General features: G+C 56.3%; 15 protein-coding genes, 2 tRNA genes and 3 rRNA genes. 12 read left to right on the top strand and 8 right to left on the bottom strand.

Annotated elements, in window-relative coordinates; genetic code table 11:
• Positions 1-141 precede the first annotated feature (141 nt).
• Entirely contained in the window at positions 142-846 is a 705-nt protein-coding gene (locus tag ABGM91_RS06605) for a cytochrome c3 family protein (RefSeq protein WP_354830689.1), read from the bottom strand.
• A gap of 32 nt (positions 847-878) precedes the next feature.
• Positions 879-2,162, bottom strand: a complete 1,284-nt coding sequence (locus ABGM91_RS06610; RefSeq protein ID WP_354830691.1) for a Gfo/Idh/MocA family oxidoreductase — start codon at positions 2,160-2,162, stop codon at positions 879-881.
• Positions 2,163-2,466: 304 nt separating this feature from the next.
• Here ABGM91_RS06610 and ABGM91_RS06615 point away from each other — a divergent pair, with 304 nt between their 5' ends.
• On the top strand, positions 2,467-2,880 hold the full coding sequence (locus ABGM91_RS06615; RefSeq protein ID WP_290565621.1) for a hypothetical protein: 414 nt from the start codon (positions 2,467-2,469) through the stop codon (positions 2,878-2,880).
• A 186-nt stretch (positions 2,881-3,066) separates the two neighbouring features.
• Here ABGM91_RS06615 and aroB read toward each other — a convergent pair whose 3' ends face one another.
• Positions 3,067-4,179 (bottom strand): 3-dehydroquinate synthase, encoded by a 1,113-nt coding sequence (gene aroB, locus ABGM91_RS06620; protein ID WP_354830695.1) that lies wholly within the window; start codon positions 4,177-4,179, stop codon positions 3,067-3,069.
• A 74-nt stretch (positions 4,180-4,253) separates the two neighbouring features.
• Positions 4,254-4,817 (bottom strand): hypothetical protein, encoded by a 564-nt coding sequence (locus ABGM91_RS06625; RefSeq protein WP_354830698.1) that lies wholly within the window; start codon positions 4,815-4,817, stop codon positions 4,254-4,256.
• Between the two features lie 786 nt (positions 4,818-5,603).
• Between ABGM91_RS06625 and ABGM91_RS06630 the strand changes: the two genes are divergently transcribed.
• The 7 genes from ABGM91_RS06630 to ABGM91_RS06660 all read left to right on the top strand — a co-directional run bounded on the left by ABGM91_RS06630 (position 5,604) and on the right by ABGM91_RS06660 (position 16,261).
• A 16S ribosomal RNA gene (locus tag ABGM91_RS06630) occupies positions 5,604-7,115 on the top strand.
• Between the two features lie 170 nt (positions 7,116-7,285).
• Positions 7,286-7,361, top strand: a tRNA-Ala gene (locus ABGM91_RS06635).
• An 88-nt stretch (positions 7,362-7,449) separates the two neighbouring features.
• Positions 7,450-7,526, top strand: a tRNA-Ile gene (locus tag ABGM91_RS06640).
• Positions 7,527-7,739: 213 nt separating this feature from the next.
• Positions 7,740-10,575 (top strand): 23S ribosomal RNA (locus ABGM91_RS06645).
• 241 nt (positions 10,576-10,816) lie between these two features.
• Positions 10,817-10,932: ribosomal RNA gene (gene rrf / locus ABGM91_RS06650) — 5S ribosomal RNA — on the top strand.
• The 16S, 23S and 5S rRNA genes sit together here with 2 tRNA genes alongside, the layout of an rRNA operon.
• 1,600 nt (positions 10,933-12,532) lie before the next feature.
• A complete protein-coding gene (locus ABGM91_RS06655; protein ID WP_354830700.1) occupies positions 12,533-13,597 on the top strand; it encodes a hypothetical protein in 1,065 nt (354 codons plus the stop codon).
• Positions 13,598-13,741: 144 nt separating this feature from the next.
• Positions 13,742-16,261 carry an alpha-N-acetylglucosaminidase gene (locus ABGM91_RS06660; protein ID WP_354830703.1) on the top strand — a complete coding sequence of 840 codons (2,520 nt, stop codon included), beginning with the start codon at positions 13,742-13,744 and terminating at the stop codon, positions 16,259-16,261.
• A 68-nt stretch (positions 16,262-16,329) separates the two neighbouring features.
• Here ABGM91_RS06660 and ABGM91_RS06665 read toward each other — a convergent pair whose 3' ends face one another.
• Positions 16,330-18,198: an OPT family oligopeptide transporter gene (locus tag ABGM91_RS06665; RefSeq protein ID WP_354830706.1), complete on the bottom strand. Its 1,869-nt coding sequence runs from the start codon at positions 18,196-18,198 to the stop codon at positions 16,330-16,332.
• Between the two features lie 120 nt (positions 18,199-18,318).
• Here ABGM91_RS06665 and pyrF point away from each other — a divergent pair, with 120 nt between their 5' ends.
• The 3 genes from pyrF (at position 18,319) to ABGM91_RS06680 (ending at position 21,717) form a co-directional block, all read left to right on the top strand.
• Positions 18,319-19,104 carry an orotidine-5'-phosphate decarboxylase gene (gene pyrF, locus ABGM91_RS06670; protein ID WP_251841504.1) on the top strand — a complete coding sequence of 262 codons (786 nt, stop codon included), beginning with the start codon at positions 18,319-18,321 and terminating at the stop codon, positions 19,102-19,104.
• Positions 19,105-19,287: 183 nt separating this feature from the next.
• Positions 19,288-20,004: a TonB family protein gene (locus ABGM91_RS06675; RefSeq protein ID WP_354830709.1), complete on the top strand. Its 717-nt coding sequence runs from the start codon at positions 19,288-19,290 to the stop codon at positions 20,002-20,004.
• A gap of 21 nt (positions 20,005-20,025) precedes the next feature.
• Positions 20,026-21,717, top strand: a complete 1,692-nt coding sequence (locus tag ABGM91_RS06680; RefSeq protein ID WP_354830712.1) for a putative manganese-dependent inorganic diphosphatase — start codon at positions 20,026-20,028, stop codon at positions 21,715-21,717.
• A gap of 110 nt (positions 21,718-21,827) precedes the next feature.
• Here the strand turns inward: ABGM91_RS06680 and ABGM91_RS06685 are convergent, their stop codons facing one another.
• Genes ABGM91_RS06685 through dnaX form a run of 3 tightly spaced genes read right to left on the bottom strand, consistent with a single transcriptional unit; the run spans position 21,828 to position 25,411 of the window.
• The gene (locus ABGM91_RS06685) at positions 21,828-22,868 is read right to left on the bottom strand and encodes an endonuclease/exonuclease/phosphatase family protein (protein ID WP_215429655.1); all 1,041 of its coding nucleotides are present in this window, start codon (positions 22,866-22,868) and stop codon (positions 21,828-21,830) included.
• A 12-nt stretch (positions 22,869-22,880) separates the two neighbouring features.
• Positions 22,881-23,195, bottom strand: a complete 315-nt coding sequence (locus ABGM91_RS06690) for a YbaB/EbfC family nucleoid-associated protein (protein WP_102715460.1) — start codon at positions 23,193-23,195, stop codon at positions 22,881-22,883.
• 32 nt (positions 23,196-23,227) lie between these two features.
• Positions 23,228-25,411, bottom strand: a complete 2,184-nt coding sequence (gene dnaX / locus ABGM91_RS06695; RefSeq protein ID WP_354830716.1) for a DNA polymerase III subunit gamma/tau — start codon at positions 25,409-25,411, stop codon at positions 23,228-23,230.
• Positions 25,412-25,657: 246 nt separating this feature from the next.
• Here dnaX and ABGM91_RS06700 point away from each other — a divergent pair, with 246 nt between their 5' ends.
• On the top strand, positions 25,658-26,407 hold the full coding sequence (locus ABGM91_RS06700; RefSeq protein WP_146016808.1) for a hypothetical protein: 750 nt from the start codon (positions 25,658-25,660) through the stop codon (positions 26,405-26,407).
• The last annotated feature ends 7 nt before the right edge of the window (positions 26,408-26,414 follow it).

Here is a 26,414-nt window from a genome sequence, read left to right on the forward strand (position 1 = left end):
TCTTCTTCCGGAAGAAAAGCGGGATGGTTCTGGGGAACGTCATTCCCGGGAGCTGGCTGTTGGCTGGACAAAGTGGGAGGGCTGGAGGTTTTTAGAAAAATTTAACGTGGAAATTAAGCGCTGCGGAGGCTTTCCGTACTGCTAGTGGTGGCATGTGGAGCAATCCAGTTTTGGCTGGATCTTCCACTGGCGTTTCAGGAAATCTCCCAACTGAAGGGGAGTCCGGAGGCGGTTTCCTTCCGCATCCCGGACGGAATGCGTGCGGAGGTAATCCGCGGCGGAATAATGGGAGGCGTCCGTCTCCTCCAGCGGGCGCAGGTGCGGCGCCGGGTTGCGGTGGCAGTCCAGGCACCACTGCATGCGGGCATCCCGCGGGGCCCTGATGCGTTCCATGCCCGCTACGTCGCCATGGCATGAAGTGCAGCCGATGCCGCGGTTCAGATGGGCCATGTGGTTGAAATAGGCGTGGCCGGACAGCCGGTTGACCATCACCCAGCGGACCGGTTCACCCGTGTAGCCGGGATATTGGGGATCGGCTGCCTGGCGCAGCGGAGCGATGAGCGGGCTGTTGGGAAGAATATGCTGGTGGCAGCCCATGCAGGACTTCGTATCCGGAATGCCTGCCCTGGGCGAGCGGCGGGCTGCGCTGTGGCAGGCCGTACAGCTCATGTTCAAGTCTCCGGCGTGGAGTTTATGGGAAAAACGGACGGGTTGCACGGGTTCGTACTCCGGAACCTGGAAATTGACGTAATACAGGCCCCCCAGCGCCAGTGCGGCGGCAAGCGCAATCAGCGCGACGCCTCCGTAAAAGCGCCTGTTGGTATTGGGTGGAAAGATGTTGGCCATGGTCCGGTAGAGAGAAAAGGCGGGGCCCGCCGTCAGGCTGTCCTGCCCGGCCGCGGAATGCGGGCCGGGGGCAGCGGCGTATCCATCGTCAGGTCTTCAGGCACCAGCCGCGTGGTATTCTTTTTAATCTGTTCCCAGGTGATGCGCTGCCCGGTATGGGCTGCCTCGCGTCCCATGATGGCCGCCAGGGTCTTGTTGGCCGCGCTTTCCAGCGTCTGCGTCCAGGTGCCGGAGCGGAGGAAACGGTAAAAGGCCACGTGCGTGTCTGCGTACATATTGCCCCGTTCTCCGCGGAAACGCCAGCGTTTATCCGCCTGGATGTGGGGACGGTACGGAGTGACCAGCATGCCTTTTTCACAAACCGTCCGGTCCACGATCTCCCCGTGGCAGCCTACCCACTGCCTGCATGAGATGTGGGCGGCCACGTTGTGGTCATATTCAAAATAAACGTCGTAATGGTCCCATACGTCTCCATCGTCCCGGCGCTGGGCGCGTCCGCCGGAGCCGAAAGCCGCCAGCGGAAGCTGCTCATTCATGGACCACACCATGCCGTCAATCGTGTGGACGATCTGTTCCACGAACTGGCCGCCGCTCAGCCAGTTCCAGGCAGTCCAGTTGCGGAGGGCCCAGGCCACGTCCGTATCGGACGCGGGGCGGGAATCCAGCGCCAGAGGGGACTTGGGCGGCGTGGTGTAATAAAGGCCGTCAAAGGAAAGCACGCGGCCCAGCTGGCCGGAAGACAGTTTGTGGTGGGCCGCTTCGTTCGCCTTGTCGTAACGCCAGCAGAAACCGTCCAGAATAACCAGGTTCCGGAGCTTGGCCAGCCGTGCGGATTCCAGGACGGAAAGCACGCCGGGAACGTCCACCGCCACGGGTTTTTCCGCATAAATATGCTTGTTGGCGTCAATGGCCGCCGCCAGATGTTCCGGGCGGAAAGCGGGCGGCGTGCAGAGCAGCACCACGTCAATGTCCGTTTGCAGCAGCTTCTTGTAGCCGTCCAGGCCGTCGAACATGCGGCTCTTATCCACCTGCACGCGGCTGCCGTACTCCTCCGCCAGCAGGTTGGAGCCGAAATCAATCCGTTCCTGAAACACGTCCGCCAGTGCCCAGGCCACTGTTCCGGGGTCCGCGTCCAGCGCGTTCTTCATGGCGCCCAGGCCGCGGCCTCCGCAGCCGACCAGGCCCACCTTGAGCGGCCTGGCGTCCGGCACGGCTCCGGCGGCGGTTACATTCAAATAGGGCATGGCCGCCAGGAACCCGGCCGTTCCCGCGGCGGTTCTTAAAAAACTGCGTCTGTTCCAAATAGGGGAACCCATCTCGGTGGAATTATACGTTGTCAGGCGGTGGAATCAAACGCTGTATTGGGGTGGTGACGCAAAAAAGCAGACGCAACGCCCGTTGCCGGAAATTGCGTCTGCTGCAGGGAACCAATGAATGCACTATATTCTGGCTATTAGTTGAACAGGGATACTCCCCCCGTTCAGAAAGCAAAGCGTACGCAACGGAATATTTTGTCTGAAAAAACATTTCATAAGATTAAAAAACTGATTTGACTCCGGATTCCCCTGTGTCCATGATGGATTCACTGAGGCCTCCGGCTTACCAATAGATCATTATTTTATGAAACAAAATCTCATTCCTTTTACAATGGCCTTGGCGGCATTGGCCCTTGTTTCCTGCGACGGCGGCAAAAAGCCGGACCTGACCGGGAAGACTCCCGTTCCCTCCGAACAGGAGGTGCCTAAAACGCCGGGAGAAAAAATGCTGGCCGTTCTGGTGCTGATCCAGGACCAGGCGACGGCAAACGCCCATGCGGAGGAGGTGAAAGAGCTGGCCGCCTCCCTTCCCAAGGATATTTCCAATGAGGAAGGCGTGAACATCGCCAATGAACTGATGCGCCTGGGCAGCCGGGAATGTTACGGCTCCCTGCCCCTGGAAGACGCCTTAAAAGGGATCAACCTGGACACCGGAGAATACACCGGCAGTGTGCCTCTGGATGTGGATGCGTTTGAACCTACTCCGGAGGAACCGTAGAAATCGCTTGCCTCCGTCCGGCAGTTGCGGACTGTATCAGCGTCTTTCCCTCCCCGTTTTTCAGGGAAGGGAGGGGCGCAATTTTTTGTGAGAGCGGTTTTCCCGCTTTAACGGGAAAAGGCTGTCTTTGAAACGGGGACATGGAATTCTCCTTTCCGGAGGATTGGGAAAACTCCGGAGAGAAAATCAGGCCAGGGGGCGGCGTAATTCTTCAATGGCTTCCGCCATGTCTGCCCGCGTGATCTTCTTGGAAATGCCCGCTTCCCCCGCCTTGGAGAGAAGGACGAAGCGGATGGTACCGGCCCGGAATTTTTTGTCGGAGGCCGTTTTCTTGAGTACCAGTTCCGTGTCGATATCGTCCGGAAGGACCAGGGGCAGTTCCAGCGCTTCAAGAGCGCAAAGAACCTTCCGGGAATCGGAAGGGCTCAAGCCGGCCTTCCGCTCGCTCAGGAACAGGGCGGCGCGCATGCCCAGCGCCACGGCTTCTCCATGCAGGATGGTGCCGTAGGGAACGGCGGCTTCAATGCCGTGGCCGATGGTGTGACCGAAATTGAGCAGGGCGCGGATATCAAGCGTCTCCAGCTCGTCGCTCTCCACAATGCGGGCCTTGATCGCCACGTTCCGGGCAATCAGCTCCGGAAGCCTGGAAATGGTATTCAGGGAAAAGCCGATGGAAAGCTCCGGCCCCAGCCGTTTCAAATCATGAAGCATGGAAGCGTCCCTGATGGCGGCGTGCTTGACGGCTTCCGCCAGTCCTTCCGCCAGAGTCCGGCGGTCCAGCGTCACCAGCGTGGTGGGATCAATCACGACGACGGCTGGCTGGTGGAAAGCGCCCACCAGGTTTTTCCCTTCCGGAATGTTGACGGCTGTTTTTCCGCCCACGGAACTGTCCACCTGGGCCACCACCGTTGTGGGAATATGCATGAAAGGAATGCCCCGGTAATAAACGGAGGCTACAAAACCCGCCAAATCCCCCACCACGCCTCCGCCCAGGGCGGCGATGCATCCGGTGCGGTCAATGCCCGCCCGTACCAGTTCGGAACACAATTCCTGCGCCTGAAGCATATTCTTGGAGGCTTCCCCGGCTTCCACCACATGCAGGCTGGGCATAAAGCCCGCGCTCTCCAGGGACTTCATCACGCGTTCCGCATAAAGGGGAGCCACGCGGGTATCCGTGATAATCGCGATCTTGCCGTCCAGTCCGGCGCGGTAGGCAAACTCACCCACGCGGTCCAGCGCGCCGTTTTCCACGTGGATATCGTAGGAACGTTCCCCGAGAGCAAGAGAAATGGTAGGCATGCGGCCAGTATGAGGCATTCCGGAAGGAAGCTCAAACGGAAAGTGCGGATGAGGCGAAGAAGACGCGCCGTTTCCTAGTGCGTCCTTGTCTTGGGCGCGAGCGGGGAAAGCGTCTCCAGAATGACCTTTAAATGTTCCGCGCGTGCGGACGTGAAGGCTCCCTCATCCATCCAGATAATATTGCCGTTGCCGTCCAGAAGGACGATCGCGGTCTCCGCCTTCTTATGAAGGGAAAGCCTGCGGCGTACAAAAGACTGGTCGTAATAGGAAATCAGGGAATTGGTCTTCATGTAGAAATCCGGAATATCCCCCAGGGCCTGGGTGAAAGCCGGAACGTCCCCTTCAATGGGCGGAGGCTGCAAAACCAGCAGAATGGTGTACTCCACCGGGGTGGGGGTATGCTTGTACTGCTTGCGTACATCCTCGCAGAACGGAAGCCACTTCTTCATGCTGTACAGGGTTTCCGGATGAAACACGGTCAGCATGATATGAAAGCTTTTCGGCACAATGGGAGGCAGGGAGACATTATCCCCCAGCAGGTTCATGCCGTTGATATCCGGAAAACGGTAACGCCCGTTTCCCGCTCCGTAAGGATGCTCGGGATCGGGCGTTGGCAAATGGATTTCCTGATTCTTCATGCGCGGTTAGACAAAATCCGGAGGTGGAATGTTCACGGCAGGGGCGCCGGGAAAAGGGTTTAAAAGGAAAAAGAAGCGGTGAAAAGAGCCTTGGCAGGAGGCCTTTCATGAAAGGAAAAGGATTGGTAACGGCAAAATGGTGCGCCCAATGCCCCTGTAGATGGGAAACCCCCCCTCCTTTTTTACCCTGTTGTGCGGTAAAACTGGTTGTCTTGGATGAGGGGGGAGTGTGGAGTGAGGGAATGTTCAAAAAAATGACGTCGTTTTTGGGGAGTATGACAAAATCCTAAAACATTCATAATGTTTATGTTGTCATGTAACGTGACAAACTTGATGAAAGGTTCCTTTGGAAAAACGACTCGAAAAAAATTGACACTTGGGGTGATTTTGATAGACTTCTCGGCACGCCAACACGGCGACGGGATGAAAAGCCCGGCAGCGGAAGGCCTGGAAAACAGGAGCTGAAGCGGCTGGGGCCGGCCACCCGGAAGAGGGCTTGAAAGAGAGCTCCGATAAGAAGATTTCAAGGGAATGACTACCGAACCCGCCGAGGGTTTTCCGGAGGTCGTCGAGAGACGGTCGAAGGAGAAAAAACCCGAAGGAGCGACCTTGCTCCGAGAGGGGCGGATTGGTAGAAGCAAGGGAAAGAAAAAAGGTCGTGACGCGCGCCGTGCTTGGCAGAGCGAAGATGTCCTCGAGAGACACAACTTGAGGGAAGAGCTGACTGAAGCATGGCGCAGATGAAATCGAAAGATTCCATTTGGTCCAGCAATTTCAAAAATTATTTTGATGGAGAGTTTGATTCTGGCTCAGAACGAACGCTGGCGGCGTGGATAAGACATGCAAGTCGAACGAGAGGATTAGTAGCTTGCTAATAATTCTCTAGTGGCGCACGGGTGAGTAACACGTGAGTAACCTGCCCCCAAGAGTGGGATAGCCCCGGGAAACTGGGATTAATACCGCATAAGATCGCAAGATTAAAGCAGCAATGCGCTTGGGGATGGGCTCGCGTCCTATTAGTTAGTTGGTGAGGTAACGGCTCACCAAGGCGATGACGGGTAGCCGGTCTGAGAGGATGTCCGGCCACACTGGAACTGAGACACGGTCCAGACACCTACGGGTGGCAGCAGTCGAGAATCATTCACAATGGGGGCAACCCTGATGGTGCGACGCCGCGTGGGGGAATGAAGGTCTTCGGATTGTAAACCCCTGTCATGTGGGAGCAAATTAAAAAGATAGTACCACAAGAGGAAGAGACGGCTAACTCTGTGCCAGCAGCCGCGGTAATACAGAGGTCTCAAGCGTTGTTCGGAATCACTGGGCGTAAAGCGTGCGTAGGCGGTTTCGTAAGTCGTGTGTGAAAGGCGGGGGCTCAACCCCCGGACTGCACATGATACTGCGAGACTAGAGTAATGGAGGGGGAACCGGAATTCTCGGTGTAGCAGTGAAATGCGTAGATATCGAGAGGAACACTCGTGGCGAAGGCGGGTTCCTGGACATTAACTGACGCTGAGGCACGAAGGCCAGGGGAGCGAAAGGGATTAGATACCCCTGTAGTCCTGGCAGTAAACGGTGCACGCTTGGTGTGCGGGGAATCGACCCCCTGCGTGCCGGAGCTAACGCGTTAAGCGTGCCGCCTGGGGAGTACGGTCGCAAGATTAAAACTCAAAGAAATTGACGGGGACCCGCACAAGCGGTGGAGTATGTGGCTTAATTCGATGCAACGCGAAGAACCTTACCTGGGCTTGACATGTAATGAAAAACATGTGAAAGCATGCGACTCTTCGGAGGCGTTACACAGGTGCTGCATGGCCGTCGTCAGCTCGTGTCGTGAGATGTTTGGTTAAGTCCAGCAACGAGCGCAACCCCTGTTGCCAGTTACCAGCACATAATGGTGGGGACTCTGGCGAGACTGCCCAGATCAACTGGGAGGAAGGTGGGGACGACGTCAGGTCAGTATGGCCCTTATGCCCAGGGCTGCACACGTACTACAATGCCCAGTACAGAGGGGGCCGAAGCCGCGAGGCGGAGGAAATCCTAAAAACTGGGCCCAGTTCGGACTGTAGGCTGCAACCCGCCTACACGAAGCCGGAATCGCTAGTAATGGCGCATCAGCTACGGCGCCGTGAATACGTTCCCGGGTCTTGTACACACCGCCCGTCACATCATGGAAGCCGGTCGCACCCGAAGTATCTGAAGCCAACCGCAAGGAGGCAGGGTCCTAAGGTGAGACTGGTAACTGGGATGAAGTCGTAACAAGGTAGCCGTAGGGGAACCTGCGGCTGGATCACCTCCTTTCTATGGAGTAAGTGCATTAGAAGTGCACAGGTCGGATCTCTTCCTGAGGGAAGAGGGAGCGGAACCCGTGAGGGCCCGCAACGAACCAAAGATGTGTAAACAGCCAGTTCGCTTGGAGCGAAACTAGGCACGACGTGCGTGACGACCTTTTTTCAAACCGAACCGCAACTGGGGGTATAGCTCAGTTGGTAGAGCGCCAGCTTTGCAAGCTGGATGTCCGGGGTTCGAGTCCCCGTGCCTCCACCAGTTTCGGTAAGAGGGCGGCCAGGGCGCCAGGTAAAAACTATTAACTATTACCTGTTCGCTGTTAACTGCCTCTGCGAGACCCAAAGCCGGGCCTGTAGCTCAGTTGGTTAGAGCACGCGCTTGATAAGCGCGGGGTCACAGGTTCAAGTCCTGTCAGGCCCACCAAAAGCAAATCGATTATTGAGGGAAGAACGAAAATTGACATCTGCGTGGCAAAGAAAACAATTGCTGAGAAGCAATTGCTTTCCAACAAAGTGGGTAGTTGAAAAACAACTACAATACACAATTTAAAACATGCATACCAAGAAATAAGACAATACAGTAAGTCACGAAAGGGCTTTGTGGTATTGTGGAAGTGGTAAAAAACTTTTGCAATATGATGAAGTAAGTAAGGGCGTACGGTGAATGCCTTGGTGCCAACAGGCGAAGAAGGACGCGGCAAGCTGCGAAAATCCTCGGGAAGCTGCAAGCAAGCGATGATCCGGGGGTATCCGAATGGGGTAACCTGATCGAGTTAATACTCGATCGTTCATACCTGAATACATAGGGTATGAAACGCGAAACCCGCTGAAGTGAAACATCTCAGTAAGCGGAGGAAAAGAAAGAGAAATCGATTCCGTAAGTAGTGGCGAGCGAAAGCGGATGGAGCCCAAACCGAAGGTACTCCTTCGGGGTTGTAGGACCACGACATATTCGACCATACTGGATAGTAGAACAGCCTGGAAAGGCTGGCCGTAGAAGGTGAAAGCCCTGTAAACGAAATCCAGCGTGGGAATTAGTGGTATCCTGAGTAATACATCACACGTGGAACGATGTATGAATCAGCGCGGACCACCGCGCAAGGCTAAATACTAGTTGGCGACCGATAGTGAACAAGTACCGCGAGGGAAAGGTGAAAAGAACCGCTGTGAGCGGAGTGAAATAGAACCTGAAACCGTATGTCTACAAAGTGTCAGAGCAGAGCGATCTGCGATGGCGTGCCTTTTGTTTAATGAGTCTGCGAGTCAGTGTTTGTGGCAAGACTAAGGGCTTCCGGCCCGGAGTCGTAGCGAAAGCAAGTCCGAATAGGGCGAATTAAGTCGCAGGTACTGGACCCGAAGCGGAGGTGACCTACCCTTGGCCAGGTTGAAGCATGGGTAAAACCATGTGGAGGACCGAACAGGTGAACGTTGAAAAGTTCTCTGATGAGCTGAGGGTAGGAGTGAAAGGCTAATCAAACCCCGTGATAGCTGGTTCTCTTCGAAATGCATTTAGGTGCAGCGTCACGTGCTGATGCGCGGGGGTAGAGCACTGACAAGGCTAGGGGGCACACCCGCTTACCAAACCTTATCAAACTCCGAATACCGTGCAATGGAACGTGGCAGTGAGACAGTGGGGGATAAGCTTCATTGTCGAGAGGGAAACAACCCAGACCAGCAGCTAAGGTGCCTAAATAACGCTCAGTGGAAAGGATGTGGGATTACACAGACAGTGAGGATGTTGGCTTAGAAGCAGCCACCATTTAAAAAATGCGTAATAGCTTACTCATCGAGTGATCCTGCGCCGAAAATGATTGGCGATCAAGCGTTATACCGAAGCTCTGGACTTTACCTTATGGTAGAGTGGTAGAAGAGCGTTGCATACGCGTTGAAGGGTGATGGCGACTGACCCTGGAGCGTATGCAAGTGAGTATGCAGACATGAGTAACGTAAAGCCGGGTGAAATCCCCGGCCGCCGTAAACCCGAGGTTTCCAGGGCAACGTGTTTCGTCCCTGGGTTAGCCGGGACCTAAGCCGAGGCCGAGAGGCGTAGGCGATGGACATCAGGTTAATAATCCTGAGCTCGCGACCCTTAAACTGGGAGGACGCATGAGAAAAGATGACTAGGTTATTGAATTCCGAGTTGAGTCTACGGACTCAGCGCATCATTGGATCGAGTGCCAAGAAAAGCCCCAGCATATGCTAAGCGACCCGTACCGCAAACCGACACAGGTGGGTGGGTAGAATATACCAAGGCGTAAGAGTGAAACCTGGTTAAGGAACTCGGCAAATTAGCCCCGTAACTTCGGAAGAAGGGGTGCCTGCAGCGATGCAGGCCGCAGAGAAATGGCCCAACCGACTGTTTATCAAAAACACAGCACTCTGCAAAGACGCAAGTCGAAGTATAGGGTGTGACACGTGACCAATGCCGAAAGATTAAGGCAAGGGGTTAGCCGCAAGGCGAAGCTCTGAACCCAAGTCCCGGTGAATGTCGGCCGTAACTATAACGGTCCTAAGGTAGCGAAATTCCTTGTCGGGTAAGTTCCGACCTGCACGAATCGTGAAACGAGTTGGGCACTGTCTCAACCAGGCGCTCAGTGAAATTGTAGTGGCGGTGAAGATGCCGCCTACCCGCAGAAGGACGGAAAGACCCTATAGACCTTAACTGTAAGCTGTCATTGTTTCTTCGGTTTTAATGCTCAGAGTAAGTGGGAGACGCTGAAGACACCCTTTAGGGGGTGTCCGAGTCATCAATGAGACACCACCCTTTGAAACTGGAGGATCTAACCCTGAGCCGTGAATCCGGCCAGAGGACCGTGTCAGCCGGTCAGTTTTACTGGGGCGGTATCCTCCCAAAGAGTAACGGAGGAGCGCGAAGGTGGGCTCAGCCCGGTTGGCAACCGGGTGTCGAGTGCATGGGCATAAGCCCGCCTAACTGTGAGACCTACAAGTCGAGCAGATGCGAAAGCAGGCCCAAGTGATCCGGCGGTAGAAAGTGGAATTGCCGTCGCTCAACGGATAAAAGGTACCTTAGGGATAACAGGCTGATCACGCCCAAGAGTTCATATCGACGGCGTGGTTTGGCACCTCGATGTCGGCTCGTCGCATCCTGGGGCTGGAGAAGGTCCCAAGGGTCCGGCTGTTCGCCGGTTAAAGCGGCACGCGAGCTGGGTTCAGAACGTCGCGAGACAGTTCGGTCCTCTATCCTCTGTGGGCGTTGGAAAATTGAGGGGTTCAGACCTTAGTACGAGAGGACCGGGTCTGACGCACCACTGGTGCATCGGTTGTACTGTCAAGTGCATGGCCGAGTAGCTAAGTGCGGACGGGATAAGCGCTGAAAGCATCTAAGCGCCAAGCCCATCCCAAGATGAGTTTTCCCTATAGGTTCGTGGAAGACCACCACGTTGATAGGTCGCAGGTGTAAGTGCAGCAATGTATTGAGCCAAGCGATACTAATTACCAATAGACTTCATCATATTACATCACTCCCGTTCGTGAATAACAACTTACCGTTGTCCTGTTCATACGATGTATGTTAAAAAAAAGTAACACCACCAGCCACGCAGATGTCAGTTTACGCTGACTTTCCTCAAGAGGCCACTCCTCTTTTAGAAATCTTCTTAAAGCCACACAAAACACATACAAAAAATCCCCCCCTCAAAGCCCCCAAGGGCTCCCGGGCAGGCAGGATGAAGAGAAACCCTCTTCCCCCTGAAGCCCGGTGGCCAGAGCGCAGTGGTCCCACCCGGTCCCGTTCCGAACCCGGAAGTGAAACGCTGCCGCGCCAATGGTAGTCGGACGATAGGTCCCGCAAGAGTAGGTCGCCGCCGGGATTTTTTTCATCAAGCCCCGCCAGTTCAAAAACTGACGGGGCTTGCTCTTTTCTTGATAGTGTCTTCTTCTTCAAATACTGAGGTAAAACAAAAGTAACAAGCAAGGATTGATCGCCTCCTTCAATCAAAAGGCCCTCTCCCCTTCTCCCGGTTTCCTCCTTAGGGGAACTTGGACAATGGGGAATACGAAACTGAAGGAACCCTTCCTTCTCACTTGAAAGTTCTCTCTGCCTGATTGGGTATATTGTTGATGATGCTTGTTCCTCTTTCCCGCAATTATTTAAAAGTACTGGCCGGAGTTTTTTTGTTGTGCGGCGCGGGTTTCTCTTCATGGGGAAATGTGCAGGATCCTCTTTGCCACTCCGGTGTGAACACGTACCATTTACCCGGTTTCTCCGTCCGGGTGAATGGAAATGGATCCCTGGACTGCATCTTGTTGGAAGACGGTTCCGGAGAAAGAGTTCCCTTCCGTTCCGGTTCCTTGTTTCCGGAGGTGAAAGGCCCGTTGACGATCAGGAATGGCAGGGGGGAAGTGAAGGAAGAAGGTATTACGTATGGAGCGGAGTATGGTGTGGAGCATGGCGCATTATGTCTGCGGGCGTGGGTAAGGAATGATTCCGGCAAGGTATTTGCACCGGACCGTGTGCGGCTGGATTTGGGCGTGGATTGCTATATGGAGAGTTTTCCCTCCTGGAACGGGAAAATGTTTCCAACGCTGATGCGTGCGGAGCGGGACGGCTTCTGGGGATATTTCATGAGTCCCGGCGGCCGCGTGCTTTTGGTTGCCTCTCCTGATCCTGTCGCTTCCTGGGCTAATGATTATGAACAGTCCCCCCGGTGTTTCAGCGGCAAACAGGGGTACATGGGCGCGCACCGGATCCGGACCGTGTTTCTGGATTTGATGCACAGAGGCCCGCTTCCTCCCCGTCATCCTCAACATTTATCCAGGCTGGAACCGGGAAAGTCATCATCCTTCCGTTTGTTTTTCAAGATTCTGGATTCCTTGCGGGAAGTGAAGAGGGAGGCGGCTTTTTTAACTGGCATCCCGGTTCTGGATGCGGAATTATATACGCAGGAGGAAGGGCAGGCTTTTTGCGGAACGGTGGAGGGAGATGTGGTGAGAATGGAGATCCGGAGTCCGCGCAGTGAATTGTTTACCGTTCCTTTAAAGAAAACGGGAGAGGGACGTTTTCTGTGGTCTTTCCTGCCTGGGTCCGGATGTGGCATGTACACATGCGCCGTGTTTGGAAGTAATGGCAAGGTTGGCGAAGGAAGTTTGTTTGTGAGGCCTTCTCTGGCATCCTATCTGCGGCAGGCCAGGAAAGCGGGATTGCGATGGCTGCCGACGGAGACGCATCATGCCGAGTGTTTTTATCCGTTTTACTCTTATTTCCTGTCCCGCCTTCACGTGCCGGAGCCGGAGCTGGATTCCAAAGCGGAGGAGGTGTTTTTGTCTTTATTCCCCAAACTTTTCGATGCCGGAAAAAAGGTAATGAGGAATGGACGCCATAGAATTCAGGATGCTGCGACCATGGCGGGGATTTTGGCGGATCGGTATGCGGTGACGGGAGAGATTGCCACATTGGAGAATGCTTCTGGCTTGGCGGATTTTCTTATTTCCTGCCAGAGCCGGGACGGGGTCTTCCGATCGGGGAAAACCCATTACACCTCGGTCATTTATCCGGCCAAGTCAATCATGGAGGTGATGGTTCATGAAAAGAAGCTGGGCATGACCGATCCTGTCTGGAAAAGCCGTTATGAACGCCACCTCGCTTCCGTCCGGGCGGCGTTGGATGATTTGGAGCTTCGGGGGGACAACATAGACACGGAGGGGCAGTTGACGTTTGAGGACGGAATGGTTTCCTGCTCCGTGGCCCAGCTTGGCATGGCTGCCCTGAAAGAGACGGATGAAGGCCGCCGCGCCCGTTACGTGAAGCGTGCCAGGGAATTGCACCGGAAGCACTCCTGCCTTTCTGCACTGCTGGTGCCGGATTGCCGGATGAATGGCGCCACGCTGCGGTTCTGGGAATTCCAGTATACGGTGAATTTGATGACGAATGCCCTGAATTCTCCCTGCGGATGGTCCGCATGGGATGGGTATGGAAGCTGGTACCTGTATCTGCTGACGGGAGAGTATGAGTACTTGAGGCAGGCATTTAATACGCTGGGATGCTGTTTGCAGCTTTTGGATGAAAAAACGGGAGAACTGCGTTTCGGATTCATGGTTGATCCGTATATTGATGCCTGCCAGTTTGTGGAATGGCCTTCCGGCAGCGGACGCCCGGTTCCTCAGCGCGTGGTGATGGGAGAGCAGTATGTCAGCCAGTCTTCGGATTGGCACAAGGAGCCTAATGCAACATGGCGGCAGAAATGGGGGATTGATAATTTTGCCCATGAAGGATTCAAGTTGATGGCTGAGATGGCCTTGCAGAATGCGTATATTGTGGAAAGGCCCGATGGTTCCGTTCTAGGTATCAACTGCGTCGTGAAGCAGGAAGGGCGCCGGTTGATTGTATCAAGCGCGGAATCCCTTGTTTGCCGGCTGCATGTCAATTTGCGTAATATATGGGATATTGAATCTTCCCTGATGGGAGGGAAGTATTTCCGTTCTGTTTCAGGAATGAAATGGCTTGGCGGCATACCGGAAGAACTGGAGCCATTTTAACGCATTGCCGTCATGGCTGGCCGATGTTAAATTAATTGGAATATTGATTTTTTTGTTGGCGGGATTTGATGAAAGATGCAGGCAGGAAGACGTGTACCGTTACACATGATAGTTAATGTCTCTACTGCTTGTTCCATTGCCGGAATGGGAGTTGCATCTATTGTCTGTGCCGCTCCGGCGGAGATATCGCCGATTGCTGCTGCGGAAGGAGTGGTGGAGCGTATGACTCCACGTGCCAAAGGGTCCGTGTTTTTCAAGTTGAACCGGAATATGGGTGCAAAGGTTTCCATCTCAGGAGTTCCGGGCGGCATCCGGGTGGAGGCGTCCGATGTCCGCCGCCTGGTGGCGGGGTATGGGTGGTATTTGAAGAATATTGCCAAGGTGCATTTTTCCTGGAATGGAGACCGTCTGGAGCTTCCCTCTCCGTTGCCCGCTCCGTCCAGTCCCGTCACGATTGAATCTCCGTGGAATACCGTTTTTGCGTATAATTATTGCACTTTGTCCTATACGGCAGCTTTCTGGGATTGGAAAAGATGGCAGCGCGAGATTGATTTCCTGGCCCTGAGCGGGTTTACGCACGCGCTGGTAACGGCAGGCCTGGAGAAAACCTGGGAGGATTTTCTCATCGGCCTGGGGTATCCCCGGGAAAAGGCTCTCCGCTTCATCCCCAATCCAGCCTTTGCCGCCTGGTGGAACATGGGCAACCTGGAAGGGCACGGAGGACCGTTGACCCAGCAGCAGATTGACAGGATGGCGCAGCTGGGAAGGAACATCGTGTCCCGCATGGAACAGCTGGGCATGACGCCCGTGCTTCAGGGGTATGTGGGGTTTGTTCCTGCGGATTTTGCGGAGAACGTGCAGATGAAAGGCCTGAAACTTATTCCGCAGGGGGAATGGGTCAATTTCAAGAGGCCATGGGTGGTGGACCCCACTTGCGAGGCTTTTCCAAAGCTGGCAGCAGACTGGTACAAGGCTCTCCGCAAGGTATACGGTATTTCCGGAAAGATGTTCGGGGGGGATTTGTTTCATGAGGGCGGCAGCAAGGAGAACATTGACGTAACGCGCGCGGCGCAGGCGGTGCAGGGCGCCATGCAGAAGGCGTCACCGGGTTCTTCCTGGGTGATTCAGGCGTGGGGAGGCAATCCTTCCCGCGAGCTGCTGGCCGGAACAGACCCAAAGCATGCCCTCGTATTGCAGCTTACCAAGGATATGGCTGACGGCGGAAAGAATTTAAGGACCTTTGACGGCATCCCCTGGGTCTGGTGTGAGCTGGCCAACTTCGGCGGCAATACGGGGCTGTACGGAGGGGTTCCCCTTCTGTCCCGGCTTGGAAGTGACTTGGCCGGATACAGGGACAAGGGTTTGACGGGAATGGGCACCTTGTCCGAAGGACTGGAGACGAATCCCCTTCATTACGCCCTGTTTTGTGACCGCTTATGGACGCAAGAGGATATTCCTGTCCGGGACTGGCTCGGGAAGTATGCCCGCCAGCGTTACGGAGCCGCTCCGGAAGCGGTTGTACAGGCTTTGGAAGTCCTGTCTTCCTCCATTTACAATCCCGCCCGGTCCCAGGAGGGGTGTACGGAGTCCATTGTCTGCGCCCGCCCGTCCTGGGACGTCCGCAAGGCCTCCACGTGGTCCAGCGGGGAGAGGTATTACCATCTGGGCGACATTGTTAAAGCGGCCCGCGGTTACTTGAAGGCGGCTAACGACCAGCCGTCCCTGGTGAAGGAGGAGACCTTCCGCTATGATTTGGTGGATGTTGTCCGCCAGGCGCTTGCAGATGCCGCTTTTTACCAGCTCCAGCGGGTCAGGAGCGCTTTTGATTCCGGGGATGCGGCTGCATACAGGAAGCAGGTGAAATTGTTCCTGGCCCTGGTTTCGGATATGGACGCCCTCCTGGCGACGGACAGGCAGTTCCTGCTGGGAACCTGGCAGAAGAAGGCGCTGGATTGGGGAGGCACCCGGCAGGAGAAGGCCTTGATGGACAAGTCCGCCAAAATGCTTATTACCACATGGATTGACCAGGCTCCCCGGGCGCTGAATGATTATTCCAACCGACAATGGGCCGGGCTTGTTTCCGATTTTTATTTGCCCCGCTGGAAGAATTTTTTTGAATCCCAGCTGGATGTGCTGACTGGAAAGAAGGACCGTGCCGCCGCCCATGCCGCTTTCATGGATAAAACGGTCCGTGAGGAGCTGGCTTTTGCGGGAAATGGAAAGGTGTATCCTACCAGGCCGGCCGGGGATACGTTGACCGTCGCCAATCGCGTGATGGGCGCCCACCGGGAAATGCTGGATGCCCTGAGCGCGGAAGAAAGGCATTCCGCGGGAACGCCGTGGGATCTCCAGCAGGGTTCTCCGCTGCAATTTAACGTGACGGAACAGGTGACCGGGCCGGGTACGTACACCGCTACCTTCCAGTGGAAGAACGGCCCCAGCGCCCTGAAAATTCATTCCGTCAAGCTATATGAGGGGAGCAGGGAGGTGGCCGCGGATACCCATGAAGGCTGGACCGGCGTGGAGAATAAGGATAATGCCTACAGGCTCGATTTAAAGAAGTACCGCACCAACCTTGATTCCTATACCTTGAAGGCGGAGGTAAGCGGCGTTTCCGAAGGAGCTTCCAAAGGGGAAATGACGTTGAAGAAGGAAGCCCGTTGACATGCCGCCGGGCCAGGTCCGGACCTTCGGAATATCCTTTTCCGCAGGCCCGGCGCCCGGTCACGGATTCAGCGTGCCGCCTGGTAAATGCTGAACATCAGGATGGCCATGCCCGTCAGGGCCGCGCCGGCAATGATGCCGGAAGCGGTGGGGATTTTGTATTCCCTGGATTTGGCGCGGAAGAAGCGGTCCGCAGCCCAGCCGAGCACGGCCCCGGCAAAGAAGAGGAAGGAGTCATTCCACTGGATGGCCCACGCCAGCCCGAAGCCGATGGGAGTGGGGAGCCATTTTCCTGCGGCGGGAAGGTAGCGGGGGACAAGCACCAGAATGAGGCCGAGGATGCCGCCCGCGATGATGGAGAGAACCTTGATGCTGTGCAGGTGGCTGAAGCCCATGCCCAGCGCTTCCGCCGTGGCCGCCCATGTTCTGGCCCCCGGCGCATTGAAGGCCTGGAGGGCATCCACGTCCGGGACCATGGAGCGGAAGGCGAGCACGGAGACGAGGGTTCCCAGGAAGATTCCGGAGAACTGGGCGATGAATTGCTTGCGGGGATTGGCTCCCAGCAGGTAGCCCACCTTGAGGTCCACGAGCAGGTCTGCCGAGGAACTGGACGCTCCGGAGGTGATGTTGGCCGCCATCAGGTTGGCCGTCACGTGTCCCGGCGCAATCCCGCCGAAGATGAGCTGCGTGACTTTCCCCATGGCTCCGGTGGGCGTGATGTTGGCCTCCCCGGTGATCCGGCAGACGACCAGCGCCAGGAAGAAGGAGATGATTACTGCAATGCAGCTCATCCAGTACGGAACGTCAAAGGTGGCATGCGCCAGATAGCCGAGGGCCGCCAGGGAGACGAGCTGCCCGGCCAGGAACCAGCTCATGGGCGTTTCTATTTTTTCCACGTCCGTCAGCTCCCGCCTTTTAGTCAGGGAGAACATGGCGCCCAGGGAGGAGAAGGAGCGGACGATGCTTTTCCACTGGAACAGGAAGGCCACAATGCTGGCGACGACCATGCAGGCGGTTCCCCCCCACAGGGTCCAGCCCACAGCGTCCCGGTAGCCGGCGCCCGCGGGAAGCAGCCCCTGGTTTTCCAGCCACGGTACGTAAAGCGCCCAGCAGACCGTGCCCCCGATGAAGAGGCTGAGGGAGGTTTTCATGCCCACCAGTGCGCCTGCGCCCACAAACATGAGGTCCCATTTGAAGAAGATGGTGCGGTGGTACCAATTGCCCAGGATTTGCTGCTGGGCGGTGCCCAGCCATTGCTCCCCTCCCGCTGCCATGGCGATGGCGTTGGCGGAGGCGAAGAGGGCGGAGTAAAGAAGGGCTTTGGCCTGTCCCGCCGCCTTTTTGCCTTCTGAATAGAGCACCTTGAGGGTTTCCGCCGTGGCGATGCTGTCCGGGAATTTGATTTGTTCAATGTTGATCATCTGGCGCTTCATCGGAATGGCCATGGTGACGCCCAGCACGGCAATGAAGAATATCCAGGCGAAGGTGACGCCCAGCGGCATGTGCTGCCCAGTGAGCAGGAGCAGGGCGGCCACGGCGGAGGTAAGCGTGCCCCCGGTGGAGTAGCCTGCGGAGCTGGCGGCGGACTGCATGCACGTGTTTTCCAGGATGGTCATGGGGGATTTGGAGATGCCCAGGCGGACAAACGCATTCCAGAGGGCAAACGAGATAATGCCTGCCGTCAGCGCCACCCCGAAGGACCATCCCATTTTAAGGTTGGCATAAAGGTTGGTGAGGGAGAGGATGGAGCCCAGGAGCATGCCTACGATGACGGCTCTCCAGGTGAGCTGCTTCATTCTGTCGCCGGAGCCCAGGTAGACCCGGTCATACCATTGTTGTTCGATTTCATCCGGCGTCCCCTGGAAGCCGTCCAGGGGGAGCGGCTTTTCCAGGCAGGAGAGAGGAGCGGGGGAAGACTGGGATTCCGTAGGTGCCATACGGGCCGGAACATAGCATGTGCGGGCGCGGTGGAAAAGCCGTATCTGCCTTTCCTTTCCTCCGGAACGCCTCCTGCTTGGGGCTTGCCTGCCCGTGGCGGCCGTGGTTTAATGAACGGCATGAGCCCATCTTTTACGGATAAACTTGCCGCCCGCATCAGAAAGACCGGTTCCGCCCTGTGCGTGGGGCTGGATCCGCGCCCCGTCATGGATGATTTGCAGTCGGTTCCCGCCCTGTTGCGGAAGGTCGTGGAAGAAACCGCTCCGTATGCGGCGGCGTTCAAGCCGAATATCGCGTATTTTGAGGCCATGGGCCTGCGCGGCCTGGAGATGCTTGAAGAATTGCTTCCGGATATGCCGGGGGATGTGCCCGTGGTGCTGGACGCCAAGCGCGGGGACATCGGAGAGACCCAGAAGTATTATGCCCAGGCGTATTTTGAACGTCTGGGAGTGGATGCCGTCACGTTAAGCCCCTTCATGGGTTATGATACGCTGGAACCTTTTCTGGATTATGAAGGCAAGGGCATCTATCTGCTGGCAGTCACTTCCAATCCGGGTTCCGCGGATGTGGAGCGCCAGGAGCTGGCTGACGGCCGCAAGGTGTATGAACTGGTGGGGGATATGGTGCGCCGCTCCGTGCAGGAAGGGCGCAAGACATCCGTGGGCATGGTGGTGGGGCTGACCAATGCGGATTCCAGCATTCTGGCGCGTATTCCGGACGCCCCCCTGCTGGTTCCCGGCCTGGGGGCGCAGGGAGGCGACCTTTCCAGCCTGAGCGGGTCCGGCCACGTGGCTCCCCCGTTGATCAACGTTTCCCGCGGCATCATGTACCAGAATCCGGAACTAAGCTTTGCGGAGAAAGCGGAGAGGTTTTCCCTGCGGATACGGGAAGCGCTGGGTTATTGATCCTCATACGGTTTCCGGCAGGATAACAAAACGGTAACGGGCCGCACATGGCAGTGCGGGCGCTTGTCAACGGGAAGGGCGCTGGTATAGTGAACGGGCACTTCTCTCCTCTTCCCGCCCGTTTTTATGGATGAAAAGCCCGGAATTGTAAGATTCACGCCCCGTTCAACCTCCAAGTCCGCCATGTTTATTGCGGTGGGGGTGGCTTTGTGCGTCCAGGTGGCTTTATGCGCCGTGCTCGTAGCCATCCATTTTCAGGAGCTGTGGCTCCCTTCCGTCCAGAGCGGGGAGGTAGAAATGGAGTTTGTGGCCCCTTCCGAGGAGATTCTCCAGGAGCTGGAGGAGGTTCGGCCCGTGCCGGTGGACCCCGCGGCGGCTCCTCCTACGGTCAGCTCCATTCCGGAAATTACCGCGGATGAGGACCTGCTTGCGATGAAGCTGCCGGAAAACGAGGATTGTTCCGAGATGAAGGATTTTCTTCAGGAGGAGCCTCAAACGGAGTTTTTGCCGGAAGAGCTTGCCAGCCAGCGGATTTCCATGAAAGAGGTGAAACCCAGGCGCCCCGCAAAAACTCCTGCGGTATCTCGGCCGGGACCTCCGGCGCCGGATGAAAATGTGACTCCGGATAAAAAGGTGCGTTATAAACATGCTCCATCCTTGCCCAATTCCGTCAATTCTTCTAAAGTCGGGAAGGTGAATGCCGTGGTGAAAGTTGCGGTGGGGGTAAATCCCCGTGGCGAACCTTCATCCGTCAATCTTATTCAGTCAACGGGGAATGCGGAACTGGACCGTCTTTTCATGCGCTGGGTGAAAGAGAATTGGACTTTCTACCCGGCAGAAAAGGACGGCGTGCCCATTGCTTCCAAGGTAGTGGTGCCCGTCAGGTTGAATATAGATTAACCTGTGCAGGAAATAAGAAAGATGCTTCCGGAGAAGACAGAAAAAAGGCCCATATACGTGATCGGCCACCAGAATCCGGATACGGATGCCATTTGTTCCGCCATAGGTAATGCGGAGTTTTTAAGAGCCCATGGCGAACCTGACGCCATTGCCGCCAGATGCGGGGAGATGACGCTGAGAACGTCCTGGGTGCTGGAAAAGGCCGGACTGCCGGAGCCGCTCCTCGTTTATGACGTAACACCCACTGCGGGAACGATCTGCCGCCGTGATGTGATCAGCGTAAGTCCGGACGATACGTTCCTGACGGCGTACCGCAGGATGACGGAGAACTCCCTTCAGACCATTCCGGTGGTTGACGCGGACCACAATCTTCATGGGCTGCTGCGTTATTTTGATTTGCTGAGCCTGCTGATGCCCCTGAACATGACGGAGATGAATGTGCGCTCCGTTTTTTCCAGCCTGAGCAACATTGCCACCACCATTGACGGCAAGTGCCTGACGGGGGAGACCCTGAGTGAGGAAGAAACGCAGAATATCATTCTGGTGGGGGCTTCCAGCGAGCCGAGCGTCCGGACGAGGCTTGCCAATTACAAAAGAAAGGGCATTGTCCAGGATCTGATCGTTATTTGCGGGGACCGTCCGAACGTGCAGCTTTATGCCGTGGAGCACGGAGTGCGCGCGCTGGTAACCACCTCCGGGGCGTTCCCGTCCCTGGATATTGTTGAGACGGCCCAGACGACAGGCACATGCATTTTAAGCACCCCGTGGGATACGGCCAGTGTGGGCCAGTTGATCCGCTGCTCCCGGAAGGTGATGGAACAGGTGCACAAGGATTATACGGTTTTTCCGGAGAATATGCCGCTGCCTGAATTGAGGCAGGCCGCTGTGAAGAGCAAGCAGGCGCTATTCCCCGTGATGAGCATCAGGACCAACAAGATGATTGGCGTATTGAGCAAGACGGACCTGGTGGACCCGCCCCGCATGCGCGTAGCCCTGGTGGACCATAATGAATTTTCACAGGCCGTCAAGGGGGTGGAGGAAGCGGAGATCGTGGAGGTCATGGACCACCACCGCCTGGGCACCCAGATTTCCACCCGGGACCCGATCCGATTTTTGAATGAGCCTGTGGGCTCCACTTCCACCCTGGTGGCACGCAGGTTTTACCACCGTGATGCGGAGCCTTCCCAGGCTGTGGCGATTTGCCTGTGCGCGGGTATTCTTTCCGATACGCTGAACCTGACGTCCCCCACCACGGCGCGGGCGGACAGGGAGATGCTGGAATGGCTGACCGGCATTGCCAAGATAGACGCCAAGAAGTTTACGGAAGAGTTTTTCGCCACCGGTTCCCTGCTGCGCTCCAAAACGGCGCCTTCCGCGATTATCCAGGCGGACAGGAAAACCTTTACGGAGTACGGGCACAAGATCAGCATCTCCCAGATTGAGGAAATCGGCATCTTCGGCCTTCAGGAAGTTCAGGATGACCTGGTGAAGGAGCTTCAGAAATTGGTGGAGGAAGAAGGGTTGAAACTGGCGTGCCTTCTGGTTACGGACATTGTCACGCATGATTCCATGCTTCTGGCCGTGGGGGATGAAGAGGTGCTGGAGCGCATCGAGTACGAACGGCTGGGGCCCAACCTGTTTTCCGCCGCTGATGTGGTCAGCCGCAAGAAGCAGCTTTTCCCGGCTATTTCCCGTGCCTTGAAAACCCTGTAGATGTGACGGGGAAAATTCTTTTCCGCGTTTTACGTAGGGTTGCTCCGTTCCCGGGATGTCCGGAGGAATTGTTATACGGAAATAGCCTGGAGCAGTGGCGCAGGAGGGGATCAGGGCATGGAAATGTCCGCCAGGATGGAGCGGCGGATGGTATCCGGTACCAGCACGGTGCTGGCGCGTTCAGGTTTGAGCGGCGGTGTGCAGAAGACCCGGTCCAGGCGCAGCAGCGGGAAGTTGACGGGACAGGTGGCCCCGTATCCGGCGCCTTTCAGCTTGAAGCAATCCTGAAAGTCGCTGCTGAGTTTGGAGAAGATGGGGGATTGAGGAGCGGCGCTGAAGTTCCCGGCCAGGATGATAGGCAGTTCACCGTGCTGGCTTCCTACCTCCTTCAGGGTATCAAACAGATACTGGAGCTGTTTGCGGTGAATGAACCGGAGTGTGTGGAAGTATTTCCAGCAGGCGGGGGAATAAAGGTCAAAGCGGTGCTCAAAGGGCTCCAGGCTGATGTTGATGAGCCGTATTGCCAAAGAAGAGTTTTCCGGTATCCAGTCCACGATCAGGCCTGAGGTATCCGTGATGCTTTGCGCCGGACCTATCTGGCCGTGGCGCACAATGATGGCGCAGCTTCCAATTTGCTTGATGTAGGAGGTGCGTCCGAAGATGCTGTAGGCAAATTTGAGCGTCCGGTTGTGGTTGCTGCATCCCTGGATAAAGATGACGTCCGCCCGGAGTTTGGATATCTGTTCAATGGGCGGGTTTTCCACGCAGCCCCCGTACAGGGTAAGGACTCTGATCTGGCGGGAGTCCGGCGCCGGGGGCATTTTGTAATATTCCATTCCCGTTCTGGCGATGGGAGGGATGAAATCCGTGACGACGATGCCGTATGCAAACCAGACAATGACGCCAAGCAGCCCGATCCGGGAACCGAAAATCAGCCACGCCAGAAGCGCCGGGAAGGAGAAGATAAGACAGCACGCCCAGATGGGCAGTGAAGTCATAAAGGCCATCGTGTCCGATCCGGTCCAGAAAATGGTGACGACGATAACCCACAGGCACAGAGAGACGCAACCCAGCGCTATCCCCAGGTGGTTGACACCGGATAACGCAGGCAGTGGTTCTGCCAGATGTTTGCGCCTTCTGAGCCTGTGCACGGTGATGGTAGGTTAAAAGCCCATGCCGGGGGGCAGGTCCAGTCCGCCCGTCAGCTTTTTCATTTCCGCGGCTGCGGTTTCCTTGCCTTTGGCGATGGCGGCGTTAATGGTTTGCAGGAGCAGGTCCTGGAGAAATTCGGAGTCGGACGGGTCAATGATGGAGGGATCAATAACCAGCTCCGTGAGATTTCCGTCACAGGTGGCGGTGACTTTCAGCTTGCCGCCCGCGCCTTCCAGAGTAACGGTCTGGGAGGCCAGTTTTTCCTGGGCGGCGGCAAGTCCGGCCTGCATCTGCTGGACCTGCTTCATCATTTTCATCATATTCATGGCTGTTGTATTTGGAGATGTGGGTTGATGTATTATTGGGAAATGATACGGGCGCGGAATATTTCCATGGCGGCGTCAATCAGGGGGTCCGTATAGTAGGAGTTATCTTCATTTTCCTCTTTGGCGGGTTCCCGGACGGGCGCAGCGGTTTTTTCCCGGGGAGCCTGGGGTTTGGGGGCTGGAGCGGCCGCCGCGGGGGGCGGGGGTGCCGGCAGCGGGGCCAGTTCTTCCTGGACAGGCTCCGGTATGGAAGCATCCTGAAGGATGGAGATGGTAACGGGAACTCCGCCGCGTTTGGAGAGATCCGCTTCCAGGGCGGCGCGGAGGGGACCGGAGCCCAGGCTGTCCATTCCCTGATGGTCGGAGGGATGGAAAGAAACGGCGACGAATGCTCCGTCATGGCCGGAAAAGACGCTGTTTGCCAGAAAGTCCGCCTGCAGGGGGAATTTGGCGGCGGCCTGTTCCAGCGCCGCTTTCCAGTCTTCCGCCGTGATGGTTCTTCCGGATTGAGGAACGGGGGCCTGCGGCTCCTCTTTTACCGCGGGAGCAGGGGCGCGGGAAGGGGCGCTTGCCGTGTCAAACAGATTGTCAAAGAAACTGCTGGTTCTCCTTTCCGGAGGCAGGCTTTCCTCAGGGTCCATGAAGGTGGGTTCCGGAGAATCCGGAGGGGACACCGGAGCATCCGAGATGACGGAGGCGGGGCGCTGGGTTTCGGCCGGGATTTCAGGAACGGGTTCTTGCTGAGGTTCAGGCGCGGAGTAAAGAGGCTCTTCCTCCGGAAGGGAGGGGGGAGGTTCTTCCTCCACGGCGGCAGGCGGAACCTGCGGTTGCGGTTCGGGGGCCTCCGCGGGAACAGGCGCTGGCGGAACACTGGCGGGTTCGCTCTTCTGCATGGCGGCAGCGGGGGACGGCTTGGCCGGAGAAAAATCCGGAACCGGGTCCATCAGGTGCGCTTCCGGAGCGGGTTCCGGTTTTTCCACAGGAATGGGCGCCTGGACAGTTGCCGGAGGTTCCGGGGCAGGGGCGGCGGCCGCAGGCGCCTTCTGTTCCTGGCGGTCAGCGGGAGCCTGTGTGGAGGCGGCCAGCGGCGCGCCTTCCAGAGCCATGATAATATCGCTGATGCTGGCTTCCGCCAGGGCGTGGACGGCCTTGATCAGGCCCATTTCCAGATGCAGCCTTTTATTAGTAGACCAGCGCATCTTGTCTTCCGTTTCCGCCAGGACTTCCACCAGGCGCAGAATCTTGTCCGTCTGGGTGCGTTTGACTAGTCCGGCGAGTTCCTCCTTGGAGGCTTCCGGGAGGGAGTCAAAGCTGGCTTCCGGATCCACCTTGGAAACCAGGATTTCACGCACGGCGGAAATAATTTCAGAAAGGAACTGGCCCATGTCTCTTCCCGCCTCCGCCTGCTCATGCAGAAGGTGAAGCAGGGAGGGGAGCTCCTTGTTCAGAATGAGCGCCAGGGCATGCGCCACGGTTTCCCGGGAAGTAATGCCGAAGATGTGGAGCACCTGTTCCTCTTCAATCTGGTTCCCGCAGAAGGAAACCAGCTGGTCCAGCATGGACTGGGCATCCCGCATGCCGCCGTCCGCCACCTTGGCTACGGCAAAGGCCGCTTCACGGCTCAGATTCACTCCTTCCGCAGAAGCGATGTGGAGCAGGTGCTCCGCAATGATTTCGGAAGGAATGGGGCGCAGGTCAAAACGCTGGCAGCGTGACAGGATGGTCGGCAGAATCTTGTGGGGTTCCGTCGTCGCGAAAATGAATTTGACGTGGGGGGGCGGTTCCTCCAGCGTTTTCAGCAGGGCGTTGAAGGACTCCTTGGTGAGCATGTGCACTTCATCTATATAGACAATGCGGAAATTCCCCCGGCTGGGAGCAAAGCGCACATTGTCCCGGAGGTCGCGGATGTGGTCGATGCCGCGGTTGGATGCGCCGTCTATTTCCAGAACATCCAGGCTCCGTCCCTCCGCGATCTCTTCACAGATGTCTTCATGCGGGTCAAAATCCACTTTCGGGCCGCCGCTGCAATTCAGGGCTTTTGCGAAAATTCTGGCAGTAGATGTTTTTCCCGTTCCGCGCGGTCCTACAAAAAGGTAGGCATGCGCGAGGCGATTGTGCTCAATGGCGTTTTTCAACGTCTGGACGACATGATCCTGTCCGAGGACGTCATTGAATGTCAGAGGACGATATTTTCTGGCAAAGACCTGGTAACTCACGGTTCAGAAAGACTAGAAGATGAGTCCCTGTTTGAAAAGAAAATAGAGCGTAATTGTTTTAAAATGTTGATAAGAGAAACTTTGCGGCCTCCCGTTACGGAACCTTCCTGAAAAAAATATCAAGAAAACAATGAGGATGTCATTTTGATGTTGAAATGTGAAAATGTTCATGCCAATCTCACAAAAGTAACAGGAACCTTCTCATCTCTATTATTTCCTATGTGGGTCAAAGTATCAATTGCAGCCTTGGTCATAGCTCTTCTCGGCGGAGCCATGTATTATCTTGATAACGAGGAAGCTCTAACCAAGGAGCGTAAGGAATGCGTCTCTCGCTATAAAAACCTGAACGGTCTTCGCGGTGAGTTTACGGAAGAAAAGACAAAATATGTCGACTTCCTGGTGAAGAATGAAGGTTTGACGAACGATATCAATGCCTTAACCAAGCAGAAGGACGAGCTGGAAGCCAAGAACCAGGAGTTGGCCGCCGCCAATGAGGCCAAGAAGACGGACCTCCAGGCGCAGCAAACCGCCCTGGCGGAACTCCAGTCCAAGAGCAAGGACATGGAAAGCATCCAGGCCATTGCCGACAAAATCAAGGGACTGGAAGAAGAATCCAAGCAGCTGGAAGTGGTCAAGCAGGCCGAACAGGGCAAGCATGACGCTATTGTGGCGGAAACGGAACAGCTTGTCGTGAACAATGCGGCCCTCCGCCAGCTCAAGGCTGACCAGGATGCGCACCTTTCCCCGCCCAACCTGAAAACGCGGGTTTCCCAGGTGATTGATGACTTTAATGTAGTGGTAATTGACGGCGGTGCTGCCGACCTGGGCGTGGTGCCCGGTTCCAAGCTGGCCGTGATGAGGGACGGCAACAAAATTGCCGAGCTTGACGTGAACGCTGTTGAATCCCGTGTTTCCACGGCTACCATCCTCCCCACCACGGTAACCGCCGGCGAACGTGTTGAAGCCGGAGACATCGTAGTATCCGTCCGCCCGTAGTCCTTTC

Origin of the sequence: Akkermansia muciniphila, assembly GCF_040616545.1 — a bacterium.
Taxonomy (GTDB): domain Bacteria; phylum Verrucomicrobiota; class Verrucomicrobiia; order Verrucomicrobiales; family Akkermansiaceae; genus Akkermansia; species Akkermansia muciniphila_E.